Annotated in this window: 20 protein-coding genes; 14 read left to right on the top strand and 6 right to left on the bottom strand. The window is 34.2% G+C overall.

All coding sequences use genetic code 11. The annotated features are described in order from the left end of the window. Nucleotides 1–17: 17 nt before the first annotated feature. The 7 genes from AAIE21_RS17560 (at nt 18) to bcbE (ending at nt 7,175) form a co-directional block, all read left to right on the top strand. Nucleotides 18–1,865, top strand: coding sequence for an IucA/IucC family protein (locus tag AAIE21_RS17560; protein ID WP_343267944.1), 1,848 nt, complete (start codon nt 18–20; stop codon nt 1,863–1,865). After that, entirely contained in the window at nt 1,852–3,090 is a 1,239-nt protein-coding gene (locus AAIE21_RS17555; RefSeq protein WP_343267943.1) for an AMP-binding protein, read from the top strand. The genes AAIE21_RS17560 and AAIE21_RS17555 overlap by 14 nt, the downstream gene beginning before the upstream one ends. Further along, on the top strand, nt 3,087–3,359 hold the full coding sequence (asbD, locus tag AAIE21_RS17550) for a petrobactin biosynthesis protein AsbD (protein WP_343267942.1): 273 nt from the start codon (nt 3,087–3,089) through the stop codon (nt 3,357–3,359). Before AAIE21_RS17555 ends, asbD begins: the two co-directional genes overlap by 4 nt. Before the next feature lie 23 nt (nt 3,360–3,382). After that, complete coding sequence (locus tag AAIE21_RS17545) at nt 3,383–4,363, top strand: DUF6005 family protein (protein WP_343267941.1); 981 nt, start codon at nt 3,383–3,385, stop codon at nt 4,361–4,363. Nucleotides 4,364–4,402: 39 nt separating this feature from the next. Continuing rightward, nucleotides 4,403–5,245, top strand: coding sequence for a sugar phosphate isomerase/epimerase family protein (locus AAIE21_RS17540; protein ID WP_343267940.1), 843 nt, complete (start codon nt 4,403–4,405; stop codon nt 5,243–5,245). Between the two features lie 226 nt (nt 5,246–5,471). Beyond that, a complete protein-coding gene (locus AAIE21_RS17535) occupies nt 5,472–5,678 on the top strand; it encodes an alpha/beta-type small acid-soluble spore protein (protein WP_003197017.1) in 207 nt (68 codons plus the stop codon). 243 nt (nt 5,679–5,921) lie between these two features. Continuing rightward, nucleotides 5,922–7,175 carry a bacillibactin exporter BcbE gene (bcbE, locus tag AAIE21_RS17530; RefSeq protein ID WP_343267939.1) on the top strand — a complete coding sequence of 418 codons (1,254 nt, stop codon included), beginning with the start codon at nt 5,922–5,924 and terminating at the stop codon, nt 7,173–7,175. 44 nt (nt 7,176–7,219) lie between these two features. On the opposite strand, the gene AAIE21_RS17525 is transcribed toward bcbE, so the two are convergent. From AAIE21_RS17525 to AAIE21_RS17515, 3 genes are all read right to left on the bottom strand, one after another. Further along, complete coding sequence (locus tag AAIE21_RS17525) at nt 7,220–7,360, bottom strand: MBL fold metallo-hydrolase (protein ID WP_343268084.1); 141 nt, start codon at nt 7,358–7,360, stop codon at nt 7,220–7,222. 51 nt (nt 7,361–7,411) lie between these two features. Beyond that, on the bottom strand, nt 7,412–7,564 hold the full coding sequence (locus AAIE21_RS17520; RefSeq protein ID WP_343267938.1) for a hypothetical protein: 153 nt from the start codon (nt 7,562–7,564) through the stop codon (nt 7,412–7,414). A gap of 131 nt (nt 7,565–7,695) precedes the next feature. Then, complete coding sequence (locus tag AAIE21_RS17515; protein WP_343267937.1) at nt 7,696–8,307, bottom strand: LysE/ArgO family amino acid transporter; 612 nt, start codon at nt 8,305–8,307, stop codon at nt 7,696–7,698. Nucleotides 8,308–8,426: 119 nt separating this feature from the next. On the opposite strand from AAIE21_RS17515, the gene AAIE21_RS17510 reads away from it, so the two are divergent. From AAIE21_RS17510 to AAIE21_RS17490, 5 genes are all read left to right on the top strand, one after another. Next, nucleotides 8,427–9,878 (top strand): aminotransferase-like domain-containing protein, encoded by a 1,452-nt coding sequence (locus tag AAIE21_RS17510; RefSeq protein WP_343267936.1) that lies wholly within the window; start codon nt 8,427–8,429, stop codon nt 9,876–9,878. Nucleotides 9,879–9,946: 68 nt separating this feature from the next. Then, complete coding sequence (locus AAIE21_RS17505) at nt 9,947–10,114, top strand: DUF3933 family protein (protein WP_343267935.1); 168 nt, start codon at nt 9,947–9,949, stop codon at nt 10,112–10,114. 197 nt (nt 10,115–10,311) lie between these two features. Continuing rightward, nucleotides 10,312–10,812: a sigma-70 family RNA polymerase sigma factor gene (locus tag AAIE21_RS17500; RefSeq protein WP_343267934.1), complete on the top strand. Its 501-nt coding sequence runs from the start codon at nt 10,312–10,314 to the stop codon at nt 10,810–10,812. Then, on the top strand, nt 10,802–11,824 hold the full coding sequence (locus AAIE21_RS17495) for an anti-sigma factor (RefSeq protein WP_343267933.1): 1,023 nt from the start codon (nt 10,802–10,804) through the stop codon (nt 11,822–11,824). The genes AAIE21_RS17500 and AAIE21_RS17495 overlap by 11 nt, the downstream gene beginning before the upstream one ends. After that, a complete protein-coding gene (locus AAIE21_RS17490) occupies nt 11,806–12,117 on the top strand; it encodes a hypothetical protein (RefSeq protein ID WP_343267932.1) in 312 nt (103 codons plus the stop codon). The genes AAIE21_RS17495 and AAIE21_RS17490 overlap by 19 nt, the downstream gene beginning before the upstream one ends. A 96-nt stretch (nt 12,118–12,213) precedes the next feature. On the opposite strand, the gene AAIE21_RS17485 is transcribed toward AAIE21_RS17490, so the two are convergent. Together AAIE21_RS17485 and AAIE21_RS17480 are read right to left on the bottom strand one after the other, a co-directional pair. Beyond that, entirely contained in the window at nt 12,214–13,179 is a 966-nt protein-coding gene (locus AAIE21_RS17485; protein ID WP_343267931.1) for a patatin-like phospholipase family protein, read from the bottom strand. Between the two features lie 87 nt (nt 13,180–13,266). Further along, nucleotides 13,267–13,401 carry a YjcZ family sporulation protein gene (locus tag AAIE21_RS17480; protein ID WP_343267930.1) on the bottom strand — a complete coding sequence of 45 codons (135 nt, stop codon included), beginning with the start codon at nt 13,399–13,401 and terminating at the stop codon, nt 13,267–13,269. Nucleotides 13,402–13,636: 235 nt separating this feature from the next. On the opposite strand from AAIE21_RS17480, the gene AAIE21_RS17475 reads away from it, so the two are divergent. Both AAIE21_RS17475 and AAIE21_RS17470 read left to right on the top strand, forming a co-directional pair. Continuing rightward, nucleotides 13,637–14,389: a YwqG family protein gene (locus AAIE21_RS17475; RefSeq protein ID WP_343267929.1), complete on the top strand. Its 753-nt coding sequence runs from the start codon at nt 13,637–13,639 to the stop codon at nt 14,387–14,389. Between the two features lie 209 nt (nt 14,390–14,598). After that, complete coding sequence (locus tag AAIE21_RS17470) at nt 14,599–15,759, top strand: transglutaminase domain-containing protein (protein ID WP_343267928.1); 1,161 nt, start codon at nt 14,599–14,601, stop codon at nt 15,757–15,759. A 51-nt stretch (nt 15,760–15,810) separates the two neighbouring features. On the opposite strand, the gene AAIE21_RS17465 is transcribed toward AAIE21_RS17470, so the two are convergent. Next, on the bottom strand, nt 15,811–15,905 hold a 95-nt coding region (locus tag AAIE21_RS17465; protein WP_343267758.1), incomplete at its 5' end, for an IS3 family transposase.

Below are 15,905 nucleotides of genomic sequence, written 5' to 3'. Positions count from 1 at the left end.
CTATCATGGAGGAAACGATGAAGGAAGAGGTTTATCATACGAAAGTAATGAAAGCGGTTCAATCGGATCGTTATATTGCTGTTAGGAGAAGAGTTTTTCGTCAATTAATAGAGTCGTTAATATACGAGGAAATCATTTCTCCAACTCGCATACAAGAGGAAGAAAATATAATTTTTATAATTTCAGGGCTTGATGAAAGTGGAAATAACGTCACATACAAATGCTGTGGTCAAGAGCGAATGACATTTGGCCGTATTCGGTTAATCGAAAAACCAATTGTAAGAATACAAAATGATAGAGAAAAAGAAGTAACATCAATTGCACAATTTTTAAATGAAGTTTTTAAAATGATTCAGATAGATGAAGTGAAATTACGTTCCTTTATTCAAGAGTTAGAACAAACAATCTTTAAAGATACAATGGCTCAATATGAAAGACACGAAACAAAAGAGAAGCTTATAGAGAAAACATATGATGAGCTGGAAAGTCGCTTAATGGATGGACATCCATATCATCCAAGCTATAAGGCACGAATTGGCTTTCATTATCGTGATAATTACCAATATGGTTTCGAATTTAAACAGTCGATGAAACTTATTTGGATTGCTATTCATGATACACATACTCATATAGGAGCTCTGTCCAAGGAAGATTTCAATCATGTTGTGAGAGAAGAAATAGGAGAGAAGAAACTAATTGAATTTTATTCTACTGTTCGAAATCTAGGATGCAATCCAAATGATTATACGGTCATGCCTGTTCATCCTTGGCAATGGGAGAATTATATTATTCCGAACTATGCTGAACATATACACAATAGGCACATTATTTTTATAGAACAATCAGAAGATGAATATTTTGCACAACAATCGATGCGTACTTTACAGAATGCTACCAATTGTATGAAACCTTATGTGAAGCTTTCTATGAACTTATTAAATACATCAACTGTTCGGACATTAAAACCACACTCAGTTGTTAGTGCACCTATTATTTCAAATTGGTTAACAGATTTGGTAAGGCATGACTCATATTTACGGGATAAGGCACGTGTTGTTTTATTACAAGAATTTGCCGGTGTAACGTATGATCCACCAGGTCAATCTACTTACGGTTCGTTAGGGTGTATTTGGCGTGAAAGTATTCATGCGCATTTAGAAGAGGCAGAAGAAGCCGTTCCATTTAATGCCTTATATGCAAAAGACCAAGACGGGAAACCTCTTATTGAGCCATGGCTAAAACAAAGTGGAATTGAAAATTGGCTTCGTGGGCTTATTCAAAAAGCAGTGTTACCAGTTGTACACCTATTAGCGGAACATGGCATTGCGTTAGAATCACATGGACAAAATATGATTCTGATTCATAAACAAGGAATGCCAATCCGGATTGCACTGAAAGATTTTCATGAAGGGCTTGAATTTTATCGTCCATATTTAAAAATTCCAGAAAAGTGTCCCGATTTTACAAAAGTCCACAATATGTATGCAAAGGGACAGCTTAATGATTTTTTTGAAATGGACAGTATGCGCAGTTTACAAGAAATGGTCTTAGATGCGCTCTTCTTATTTAATTTAGGTGAACTAGCTTTACTGCTTGCTGATGAATATCGATTTAATGAAGAGCGATTTTGGATACTTGTTGTAGAAGAATTGGAGAGTCACTTTACAAGTTTTCAGTCTTTATATGGACGTTTTGAAGAGCTGCAGTTATATACACCTACATTTCGAGCGGAGCAATTAACAAAACGTCGCTTATATAAAGATGTAGAATCACTTGTACATGAAGTACCGAATCCATTATATCATGCACTGCAACTTATAAAGGGTAAGACTTTTGTTATGGAGGTAAATCATGCTAATCGTTAACAAACAAGAATATAGCAAGAATGATTTTGAATTAAGACTACAAATGTATGAAAATATGGAACATTTTCAAGAAGTGAATGGAAAGAGATTTGCTCTTTGTATAACAGATCCTTTTGATATTATTACGCTTGTCTTTTTCTTAAAACAAAAAAAGGCATCTGTACTACTTATTCATGGAGAGACACCAAAAGCTACAGCTGCTGAAATGGCAAAACGTGCCGAATGTTTTGGGCTTTTATATGGAGATTTTAAGCAATTCATAACACTAAATAGTGAGCACCAAATAAAAAAAGAACCATCCTTACTGCAATATAGCTCAGGAACAACTGGTGAACCGAAACTAATTGAAAGATCATGGAAAGAAATTGAAAGAGAAATTGACGCTTATAATCAAGCCTTGCAGTGCGAAATTGATGAAGTACCGATTGTATTGGCTCCTGTTTCCCATTCATATGGATTAATTTGTGGAACGTTATCTGCAATAATGCGAGGCAGTAAGCCAATTGTTATTACAAATAAAAACCCGAAATTTGCATTAAATATCATTCGTAATACACCGAAACATATCGTATATGCGGTACCACTTATGCTACATATTATGGGAAGTTTTCCACAAGGGACTTTTCAGTTTCATAAAGTGATGACATCAGGTTCACCGTTACCAGAATCATTGTTTTATAAACTTAAAGGGATGACAAAGTATATGATGCAGCAGTACGGATGCTCGGAAGCAGGTTGCATTAGTATTTGTCACAATATGAACACACATCTAGATTTAGGAGAACCACTTCCTCATGCGTCTATTCGTATTAGTGGTGATCAAAACCAGCCTGAAGAAATAGTAGTAACAATTGGAGAGAAAGTGATTGACACAAAAGATTTAGGATATAGATCAGAACGTGGGCTACATTTTGTTGGGCGTATGGATGATGTAATTAACGTGTCTGGCTTGAAAGTGTTCCCAATAGAAGTAGAGGAAACAATGCTCCGTTTAGATGGTATTCAGGAGGCCATTGTGTATCGCGGAAAACACCCTGTAATGGGTGAAATTGTAAAAGCAAAAGTGATTTCTAGTATTGAGCCTGTTCAAATACGAGAATGGTGTATACAGCATTTACCGTCCTATAAAGTTCCGCATGAAATTGAAAATGTAACGGAAATTCCTAAAAATGCAACTGGGAAAGTGAGTCGTAAACTATTAGAAATGGAGGAAATGACAACATGAATCGTAAAATGTTAAAGGCGGCTTTACTAAAAATTATGATAGAAAAAATGGAATTAAAAAATGTTACTTATTTAGAAGATACAATGCGTTTAAACCAAGATTTATATATTGATTCGGTCATGATGCTTCAGCTTATTGTTTATATCGAAATGGATTTACAATTATGTGTTCCTGAGGATGAAGTGGATCCGAAAGCTTTTTCTACTATAGGTTCCTTACTGGAATTTATGGAAGAGTTACAACCGTTACAAATGGATGCGAATAACTAATATTTTAGAAAACGGGTGAGAAAATGACTTCAATTAAAGTGCACTGTTTAGTGAGTTGTTTTTGTGAAATTATTAAAAGACGTAGTGATATAGATTTTCGACCTTTTTACTTTGGTTTATGGGATGGGGATTTTGATATAACAGAGGAAGAGGTCATTTCTTATCATTCTGAAAATATTAGCCATGACAGTTACTTACATTGGTATGAAAAACTATACGGAATAAAAGTAAACGAATGGTACGATCATTCAAAAGAGAAACAAACGAATGTAGAGACCTTTTTAGAGTTAGTAGAAACAAAGCCAGAAAATCGATATGTCATTGTAATGGTAGATATGTCATTATTGCCAGAGAGGGAAAATAAATTCCATCAAAAACCATTCCCGCATTACTTAATGATATCAAAAACAAATCAAGAAGATGAATGGTTTATGCTGGATCCGGATTTTCGCTGGGAGGGAAATATGGCAAAGGATAAAGTGATTCATTCCATTGAAAATAATCCGTTCGGTGGCGGATATTTCATTGATGTACAGGCTGTTCGAGAACCCTCTCAGGAAGCGGTAGAAAGTTATTTTGTTGAGACATTCAAAAGAGATTACAATGAATTAACGATGAAATTAAAAGACTTGGTCATAAGAATGGTAAATGGTGAAGGTGGAACAGAACTTTCTAAACTAATACCAGCAGTGAAGCAAATACCTGTATTGGCCATCCGTAAATATAGTTATGAACATGCATTTGCATATTTTCGTGAAACATTACAATACTCTGAAACAGAATTTGATTATTGGTGTGACCGAGTAGAAGATATCGTACAAGGATTTACAAATGTACAATATAAAGTAATAAAAATGGCAATGACAAAAAATAAAGAGATGTTATCATCAATTGTTGAAAAATTAAATGAAATGAATGAAATTGAATTTGCGATTAAGCAGGAGTTAGAGAGACAGTTTGTAGCATGGAAAAACATAAGAATAAATCAGTCTGTCACTTTATAAACAATCATCATTGAATTTGAGATAAAGGGGTTTGAATTTATGAAGTATTCGTTATGTACGATTTCGTTTCGCCATCAGCTAATTTCATTTACTGATATTGTTCAATTTGCATATGAGAACAGATTTAAAGGGATTGAATTGTGGGGGATTCATGCACAAAATTTATATGCACAAGAGCGTAAAGTGACAGAAGAGCAACTAGATTTTTTGGAAAATAAAAATTTGGAAATTACGATGATAAGTGATTATTTAGATATTTCATTGTCAGCAGATTTTGAGAAAACAATAGAAAAATCAGAGCAATTAGCATCGCTAGCGAATTGGTGTAATACAGATAAGATTCGTACGTTTGCTGGACAAAAACGAAGCGATAGCTTTACAAAAGAAGAACGTCAGGAATATGTAAAACGAATTCGCATGATTTGTGATTTGTTTGCACGTCACAATATGTATGTGCTATTAGAAACACATCCGAATACATTAACAGATTGTTTAGATTCAACTCTAAAATTATTAGAAGAAGTGAATCATCCATATTTAAAAATTAATCTTGACTTTCTCCATATGTGGGAATCTGGTGCGGATCCAGTAGACAGTTATCGTCAATTAAAGCCGTGGGTACAGCATTACCATATGAAAAATATATCTGCAGCTGCTCATTTAGATGTCTTTGAGCCGAATAATGTATACGCTTCAGCTGGTAGTCGAAAAGGAATGGTTCCGTTATTTGAAGGTGTTGTGAACTACGAAGAGATCATTAGAGAAATTCAAGGTACGGAACATTTTGCTTCACTAGAATGGTTTGGATATGATGCAAAAGAGGTATTACGAGAAGAAATCATTCAGTTGAGAAGAAAACAACTGAAAGTATTGACTCCATAAAATAAAGCAGTTTCGACTGTTAGTGTAATGAAATGCAATATTTTCGTTTTTGAACAATGATAATATTAGAGCGGACATAAAAAGAGTCTCATTTTTTGAGACTCTTTTTTCATGAATTCAAAGTGTAAGTTACTTAAAAATAGTCTCAGTTAATTGAAAACCATAATTTACCATGTATTTTATTTTGAAATTTATACATTTTAATATGTAAAGGAGGTGAACGGAAATGGCTAGAAATCGTAATTCTAATCAGTTAGTATCGAACGGAGCACAAGCAGCTCTTGATCAAATGAAATATGAAATCGCGCAAGAGTTTGGTGTGCAACTTGGTGCTGACACTTCTTCTCGTGCAAATGGTTCTGTTGGTGGTGAAATCACAAAACGTCTTGTTGCTATGGCAGAACAACAGCTTGGTGGCGGGTATACTCGTTAATGTAAAGCTGTATAAAGAAGGGAAGAACTCTTCCTTTCTTTTTTTGTAGTGTTTTTCGAAAGTGAAAATAAATTTTCCATTTAATAGCATGGATATACTGTTGTAAGGATTGAAAAAATAGAAGTAATGCTATGTTATACTCCAATTTCTTTTGTTATATAAGTTAAAAAGCAGATGAAATATAGTAGCCCTGATGAAATTTACAATCGAATTTTATCAGGGCTACTACATGGAAAGAAATAAATGATGAGAGGTTTCGAAATCAACATGTTAAAAAAAGAAAACTGTTGTTTACTTGCACTTGCATCTGTTCCACTTGTTATGACATTAGGAAATTCAATGCTCATTCCAATCCTTCCAACAATCGAAAAGAAACTGCATATTTCTTCTTTTCAAGCATCTATGATTATTACGATATATTCTATTTTAGCGATTTTATTAATTCCTATTGCTGGTTATTTATCAGACCGGTGGGGACGTAAAATGGTCATGGTTCCAAGTTTATTAATTGCAGCTATTGGAGGCGCCATAACAGGATGGGTATCATGGAAAGTAGAAAATCCGTATGTATGGATTCTTATTGGAAGAGCAATTCAAGGAATAGGTGCTGCTGGAGCAATGCCAGTCGTCATTCCATGTGTCGGTGATTTATATAAAGATGAAAAGCAAGTAAGTACTGGCTTAGGAATTATTGAAACATCAAACACATTTGGAAAGGTTCTTAGTCCAATATTGGGATCTGCACTTGCAGCAGTTGTATGGTTTTTGCCGTTTTGGGCCATCCCAGTTTTATGTGCTGTTGCTATCGTCTTATTACTACTGTTAGTAAAAGCAAAGAAACAAGAAAAAGAAGCGCCGCCTTTCAAAGAATTCATCCAATCAATTGGTTTGACTTTCCGAGAAAAGGGGAGATGGTTAGTCGCAATTTTTATATTGGGTGCTATTATAATGCTTATTTTATTTGGAATTCTTTTTTATTTGTCCACCATATTAGAATCAAAATACAACATTCATGGAATATGGAAAGGGTGTATACTTGCAATTCCCTTACTTGTACTATCAATAGGCTCGTATATGGCAGGAAAGAAAATAGGGGATAATCAAGTTGTGATGAAAAAGTGTATATACATTGGTTTTACACTAGCTGCTGTTTCGGTCATTTTGCCATTATTTTTGAAAGGTATTTACTTGTTACTTTTTTGTTTGGTAATTATGGGAATAGGAATCGGTATAGCGTTACCGTGTTTAGATGCACTTATTACACAAGGGATTGAAAAGGAACAGAGAGGGACGGTTACTTCTTTCTATAGTTCGATGCGTTTTATCGGTGTAGCGGCAGGACCACCTCTCTATTCTTACTTTATGAAGGGGACAGATCATGAAGTGTTTTACTTAACCTGCATATTTGCAATTGCTGGAGCAATTATTACAATTATATGGATTAAACCTAAAAAGAATAATGAACCTTTACATTCAGTTCCGGAACCTACATCTTAACTTAAAATTTTATAAGAGATACCAAAAAATCTATCTGCAAATGATTACAAATGGATTTTTTGGTATCTCATTTTACCAGTTAGATAAAGAAGCTCTAGTTCGTGTGTATAAACATTGACATCCCATTTTTTTATGAGTTCAATGACAGCACGGATATGTTCAAAATTTCCGTGTGTTAAAATAATTGCCTTTACTTGAACATCTGGGCCAAATCAATTGGTTAATGCAGAAATAATTTAATCCGCAGATTTAGGCATACCTGTATCAATGAGTACACATTCGTTTGCTTCTTGTGGATTTCCAATTAAACAAACATTAACAATTTGAATAGGTAAACAGTAAATATCAGGAGTGACATCTATTCCTAATCTACTTTTGATAGATGTCATAGGGATAAATTTATAATTTTTGCTATACTCCGTATAAGTAGTGGCCCCTTTTGTGAACAGTAAAAATAAAATACAACTTCAATTATTGTTTAACAATTATCTATAAATATACTGAAACGTTATGCTTTTTTCTAAAAAATAACTTGTTTCAACATATAAAGAGCAACTCCCCAAATAATAACCCCTGAAATTTTATTTAGAATTGTAATTGCCTTTCCTGATGAATCAACTTTTCCAAGTATTCGGCCTGCAAAGGCTAAGCTAATAAACCAGACCCAAGAAATCGCAATTGTTGTGAAAGTAAAAGCCCATTTTTCGTTGCCTGCATATTGAATCGAGTTTGTGCCAATGACGCCAATCGTATCTAGAATTGCATGTGGATTCAATAAGGAAACAGAGGCGGCAAAGATAATTTGCTTTTTGATAGTCATTGTTTTTGTTTCAATCGTTTCTTTTTTAGACTCACTTTTCCAAATTATCCATCCCATATAAATGAGAAAGAAAAATCCAATCACATAAAGTGTGGTTGTTAACCATGAAAAAGTCAGAAGCATAAGTGATACACCTTGTACTGCAATCAAAATTAAAATTGTATCGCAGATCGATGCAGTTAGAACAACTGGTATAGCTCGCAAAATATTTGGCTGACTAGCACCTTGATTAAAGACAAAGACATTTTGTACACCTAATGGAATAATGAGTCCAAATGCAAGAATCATTCCGTGAAGGATTACTTCAGTCATTTCATTCCCTCCTATATAAATAGCTGAAATATGATAGTGTATATTGTATAAAAGAAAATCAAAATTGTATCCATCCATATGGTTGGATAACAAACCAACCAAAAAAGTGGAGTGATAATATGGAGCGATTTGACTGGAAGCCAAATGGATCCTCTCCGGTTCCCTTATATAAACAAATTGAGGAGTATATAAAAGAGAAAATTATAAATGGAGAATGGACGATTGGTACAAAATTACCGTCGCAGCGAGCTTTCTCTCAAGCATTTGAAGTGAATCGAAGTACAATGGTAATGGCGCTAGATGAATTAACAGCGCAAGGATTAATTGAGGGAGAGGGTAGAAGGGGAACAATTGTGAGAAACGATATAGGGAGTGTATCGACTTTAGCGCCTCCTCCAAACTGGAATTCCTATGTAGAAACAGGTATTTATTATCCGAATCTCCCGACCATTCAAGAAATTAATCAAGCCGAATTTTACCCCAATATCATCCGACTAGGTACTGGTGAACTTTCACCAGAGCTTTTACCTGAGAAAAAAATGAAGCAAATCTTAAAGGAACTTTCTCATAGGGAAATCCCTTTAGGATACGAGGAACCAAGAGGAGACTTCAAATTAAGGGAGCAAATAGCAAATTATTTGCAAAAGTATGATATTCTTGCATCGCCAGCATCTATATTAATTGTTTCGGGAGCAATTCAAGCACTGCAGCTTATTTCGATGGGACTTCTACGCAAAGGCTCGTCCATTTTACTTGAAAAACCATCATATTTATACTCGCTCAATGTTTTTCAGTCTGCAGGAATGCGTTTGTTCGGTATTCCAATGGATGAACATGGGATTCAACCATCACTTATTTCAAAATATAAAAGACAATTCAATGGTTCTATTTTATATACCATCCCGTCTTTTCATAATCCAACAAGTCTTGTCATGAATGAACAAAGAAGGCAAGAAGTTATAAAAGTATGTAATGAAATTGGATTACCTATAATTGAAGATGCTGTGTATCAAGATTTATGGCTTGATTCGCCTTCGCCTAAACCATTGAAGGCATATGATACAAATGGGATTGTATTACATATTGGAAGTATGTCAAAAGTGATTAGTCCTGGTTTAAGAATTGGCTGGGTTGTTGGACCAGAACCAGTCATTAAAAGATTGGCAGATATAAAGATGCAAATGGATTACGGCTCGAGTTCGTTATCACAACGAGCTGCTGCAGAATGGTTTGCAAGTGAGTTATATGAGAAACATATACAGCAAATACGAATTGAGTTGAAAAAACGGAGAGACTATATGCTTGAAATGTTAGAGAAATACTGCGGAGATGTGGCAACTTGGCAAATACCAACTGGTGGATTTTATATTTGGCTACATATTAAACCAAACATTTCGATGCGGGAATTGTTTGAAAAAGCATTACATGAAAAAATTCTGCTTAACCCTGGAAATGTGTATGATAGAAATGCTAGCCAATATTTACGTCTTTCTTATTCATATGCCTCAATGCATGATATAGAGAAAGGGATTGAAAAGGTTGCAAGATTGGTAAAAAATCTTTCGGTATAATAATCATATTTTCTTAAAAGTAAAAAATGATATCATAAATGCTAGTAACTGAAAAAGGGGAAAGAAAAATGAAACAATATGTCATTTGTCAGGTTATTGATGGAATCAAGTATTTAGCTGCCTATGCAGAAACGAGACAAGAAGCGATTGAAAAAGCTGAATTACTAGGGTTAAGGACAGGAGACCGCTATGTTGTTGTTACTGCCGAAGAAGCGGTGGGGTTACAGTATCCTTAAAAAAGCTACCATTTTGGTAGCTTTTTTAAGAGGTTTAAAGTTAGTCGTAATATCTTGAATTTTATTTATAATTAAAACTTATTATTAAAATAAATGATTATTGATACTTTCTTAATGACCGAAAAAAATATAAAAAAGGAAAAATGATGCAACTTTTTAGCGCGTTCACTCGTGTTATATATGAAAGGAGGAGGGGGATGGAAATTGAGGAAATATATAAGGTTTATATAAACGATGTGTATCGGTATTTATTTTCCCTCTCTCGTAGCCATCATGTAGCAGAGGACTTAGTACAGGAGACTTTTTATCGGGCGTATCTTTATCTAGAAGATTATGAAAACCAACAGGTAAAATCCTGGCTATTTAAAGTGGCATATCATACGTTTATTGATTTTGTGAGGAAAGAGAAAAAAATAGCTTTTGTAGGAACGGAGGAATTAGAAGCAATACAAGCAAGTGAGTCTACAGAAGAATATGTAGTTGCAAAAAATAGCTATGAAAAATTAATTCAGATTATTCATACATTTCCTATAATGGAGGCGCAAGCTATTTTATTATGTGATGTACATCAATTAACGTACGAAGAGGGTGCTTCTGTATTAGATTTAAAGTTAAACACATATAGAAGTCACATATTTCGAGGGAGAAAGAGATTACAACAATTGTTAAAGGAGGAAAAGAGTCAAGATGACAAATGATAAACCTCATTGTGAACAAGAAGGTTATAAAGATTTGTTGCAAGAAGCTCTTCAGCAAAAACCAGCTTCTCTTTCTGATGGGAAGCAGGAACAAGTATTGAAAAAAGGAAGAAATCGAGCGCGGCTTACCAATGTTCTAATTGTGCTTACTTTTTTATTAATTATTCAGCCTATTTTATACGTATCCACATTAGCATATTATGCATTGGCGCCAACAAACGCAATGGAGCTACGAAATGTAGTAAAACAAACATTAAGTATAACGGAGCCAAATGTATTTATGAAAGAAAGAGATATGAAGCAAACATTGTTACCACTTAGTTTGCAATTGCATTTTGATTTGTATAAAAGGGTCGGGAAGAAAGATATTAGAATTGGGGAAGAAAAGACGCATTATCTATTAAGTACAGCAACAAAAGTAAGCCGTGAGTATACAATAGATGAAAAAATCCTAGAAATCCCATATATAGATAACGAAGTGTTATCTCATCCTAATAATTATAACGTGTCTTATAATAGCAGCGAAGAGGCACAGATATTAAAAGGCCTTCCGCAGGAATCTGTTGTAGAGGTGTATGTATCTTTTAGAGAATTATTAAGTATACAAGAGGCAGAGCGAATGTTCCCTAATATAGACATTGTTTGGTATGCCGTAAATACAGGATTAGAGGAGAAGCAAAAGAATGATGAGGGTGTGTATGTCGCACCGATTGGTTTTCCCGCAGATGTGATTTCAAGCCTAGGTAGTCCATTTTCAAGTGAAACACCTCATGAGAAACAATTTATTGGTGTGTTAAAGTCATTACGGAAGCATGAAAATTTGGCGACGAAACTATCTAGAGCAAAAACATTGGAGTTGTCAAAGCGTGTTTCTTTCCTTGAAAAAAACGGGATCAAAACATATGGAGCAGTCGTAACTGGCCCTAAAGTAGAAGTTGAAAAGTTAATGACTCATGAAAAAGTTAGAAGAGTGAAAGTAGGTGAAGCAAGACTATGGAATTGGCATTCTTAAAGAAAAGAAAGAGTCATATTTTTAAACAAGAAACGTGGATGGGGATTATTTCATTAATCATTGCCTTTTTAGCATTATTGTATTTGAACATTACATTGCTTATTCAAGAAACATTTTTAGGCGAAGGTTTTCTGCAAATAGTTGGAGCTGGATTGTTGTGTTCAGTCATAGGTATGATTACAAAAAGAAAAAGTCGAAAATATGCATTGTGGGCATCTAGTTTATTTATCTTTATGTTATTGTTTGCTATATTAGGATATATGTTAGGGTGGATGATAAGCTTTACGCCGTAAATATGTAAAAAAGAGTGAACCTTAAGTTCACTTTTTTTATTTAAAATGTACAAAATGAAAATGAGTAAGCGAAGAAATTATTAAATTTGCAGAGCGCTATGCATCTAGATTTTGACTTTGTTGATATGTTTTTCGAACTTGATTTCCGTTCCGATATTGATTAACATATCTTTTGAAGTTCCAAGACTGTAAAAACTTTTCAGCAGCATGAAAACCAGACTCATAAAGCCATTCTTTCTCAGCGGTAGTTAATTGAAATTTTGTGCTTGTAATTGTTCCAGTTGGAATTGTAATGGTGCGTGCTTTTGTTTCTTTATCTAGATGACGTAAATCATGTGCTTGCATCATTGTTTTAAATAAACCTTTGAACATAGAAATAGGCTCTGTGTAAGGGACAGGTTCTGCTTGGATCTCATCTCTTACAAAATGAAAGCCAAAAGTAGGCCAGTGCGGGATAGCGGGTGAATCAAAAATCCATATTGGATAATTGCTTAGAATACCTCCATCAACCATATAGCAGGGTTGTTTCCATTTAGGTGTTTTCCATTTTATTGGTTCAAAATAGAACGGAATGGTACTGCTCATTTTGACTGCTTTTGCAATAGAGAAATTGTGACTTTTAAATCCATATTTCGGTAAATCGTCGGGGAAAATGACCATTTTTCCATTGCTAATATCTGAGGCGATAATTTTTAAATTTTGTGGATTAGATAAGTCACCAAAATGATGGATGCCTTTTTTGTGTAGGATATCTTCTAACCATGTTTCTAAAAAGTCGTTTGAATAAATCCCTAATTTTGTCCAAGCGCTTAAACCTTTTCCTATAAAAGGAATTTTATCAAGTAAAGTTTTTTTTATGAATTGATGGTAATCAATGTTATTTATAATGCCCTTTAGTTCTGTACATGAGTAACCGGCTGCTAGAAGAGCTGCAATGATAGCACCGGCTGATGTACCGGCTACACGTTCCCATTTATAGCCTTGTTTTTCTAAGGCACAAATTGCCCCAACATGTGCAATTCCACGAACACCGCCGCCTTCAAAAACTCCATCAATTTTCATAAGAATATTCCTTTCAAAGATTGGATTTGTTATGTAGTAAAAAGCACGTCATTCACGTGCTTTTTTACAATAGTTGTTCAAGTTTACTTAGCAACCGATGAAGCCGCCCCAGCAGCTAGCACCAATGATGATTAGAAGGATAAATAAAACGATTAATAAAGCGAAGCCACCGTGACCGCAACCACCGCCGCCATAACCACCACAACCGTATCCGTAACCCATGTGGAATGCCTCCTTATAATAAAAGTTGGAATGAAGCAGAATGAACAATGTGAGATCTGTTAGAAGGAATGATGAAAAATCTTGTTTGTAGGAACAATGTATACTATGCTGTTTTAAACTTGTTCGCGTCCTAGGGATAAGCCCGTTTTTGATTTATTTGTTTTCATTTTTCATGATAAATGTTGTACAATATTTGTGCTAAGATACGAATAAGTACATGATGTAAGGAGAATTTATGAAAAAAAAAATTGAGTCGTTAATTGATAAATATGGGTTGACACATTTAAAACAGGAACTAATAGATACTATATTTCCTTGTATAAAAGTGGTTCCTAAGCAGATGGATACACTTTCAATTGGTAGCTCTAAAATGGGCGGAGTTCCTGATGTGCCGGTTTCATTCGAATATCCAACCTATGAAGGGAATCCATTAGATTTTATTGCACAATTTAATTTAACTGATTTACAAGGTATAGGTATGAATCACAATTTTCCTGACAAGGGGATGTTATATTTCTTTTATTATGGCAATTGTTTTGAAGAAGAGATAAATCACCATGAGGCTGGATGTGTTCTTTATTGTGATGTTTCAATTGAACAATTACAAAGAATGGATGAAAATCTAGCGAAATTTACACAATGTGAAATTTCATTTGAACTCACATATAAGTTACCAGAGCTCTTTATTGAAGACGAAGAAGATTCGGATCGTTTTCTGCAGTTACTTGAGGAATTAATCCCAGATCATTATGATAACCATCAGTTATTGGGTGAACCTTTCTCTGTTCAAGAAGATGTGTTTCAAGAAGCTGGAGAATGCATTGGTGCGAATGTTAACGATATAACACTCTTATTCCAAGTCGATTCTGATTATCAAAACTGTAATATGATGTGGGGAGATTTAGGAATGTTATATTTCTGTATTGATAATGATGATTTGAAACATCATCGGTTTGAAAATACATGTGTTTTATTACAGACTTGTTAGAATAAAATCAGTAGTTACTTCTAATGGAAGAACTACTGGTTTTTTTATATTTTCTGAAATATTATCGAAATTTCCTTTAATAATAGTAAAATAGCAATTAATAAATATGTAGGATCTCATATTTTCTTTTTGAAAAAGTATTGTATACTTTAAAGATATATGGACATTTCTTTCATATGATTTTAAATAGAAGGATGTGACTAGATGGGATGAAAAGACAAAACAAATATATAACAACTGTTGCACTATGTTCAACGTTTCTGATTGGGGGTTTACAAGTTCCAGCGGTATCTTATGCGGCTACAAACTCAAAAGTTGCTGTTGCGCAAACAGATGCTAAACTGTTAGAAGGTTTCCGCAAAGAATTAAAAAAACATGTGGATAATCGCAAAGAAAATATTACAATTACGTATAAAGCAAAAACTAAAAATGGCAGGGAAGTATTGGATACGCTCTATAAAGAGTATACGAAGATAGTAGATAAAGATGAATACTTAAAATATAATGTAGCGGGCACAAAGTATTCCATACGAGGGATACCAGGAAATTATACATTTACATTAAAAATTACATATCGTGAATCAAAAGAACAAACCCAATATGTGAAAAAACAAGTTAAGTCAATTATAAATTCTGCCTTGAAGCCTGGTATGGATGAGCATGAAAAGGTGAAAGCTATACATGATTACGTTGTGAAACATGTTTCATATGATACGTCTTATAAGGCTTATACGGCATATGAAGCGTTAGTAAATCGTTCAGCTGTTTGCCAAGGATATACATTATTAACCTATCAATTATTACAAGAAGCGGGTATTCAATCGCATATTGTAACAGGGAAAGGGAATGGGCAGGCACATGCATGGAACTTAGTGAAGATCGAGAATAAGTGGTATCATATGGATACCACATTCGATGATCCAGTTCCAGATAAAGCAGGGCGTGTTACGTATTCATATTATAATATGTCTGACGAGCAGTTAGGAAAGGATCATGAATGGGATCGAAGTAAGTATCCAAAAGCATCAGCTAATTACTATAACGAATTAACAAATAAAATAAAAACAGGCACTCCTAAAGCAGTAGTATACAAAAAAATGCTAAAGGATACGAACTTAATTTATTTGTCCTCGCAATACGGAGCTGAAAATTATAATGAATTTAAAGTGAAAGTGCAGAAGCAATTTACCGCAAAGCCTACAAAAGTAGAAATGCGCTATAAACAGTCGATGGATGGAACGATGCAAGATACTAAAAAAGTATTAAATGAACTTTCTTGGCCAATAGGGGCGAAGCGAGTTTCATATCAAGTTGCGCCGTACAGCGTGATGGCAGGTTATTCATTAGCAACAATCACATTTACGTATTAATGAAAAAGAGCATCTATAATGAAGTGAACCCAAAAAGTTAGACACATATTTTTAAGCAGCTTGCGAGAAATGAGTTCTGTATTGTACAGGACTCATTCCTTTTAGTTTTATTTTAATACGATCATGATTATAGTAATGAATATATT

This window comes from Paenibacillus sp. 102 (assembly GCF_039549175.1).
Taxonomy (GTDB): Bacteria; Bacillota; Bacilli; order Bacillales; family Bacillaceae_G; genus Bacillus_A.
Note: the sequence above shows the minus strand (reverse complement) of the source record. Positions and strands in the feature narration are given on the sequence as shown.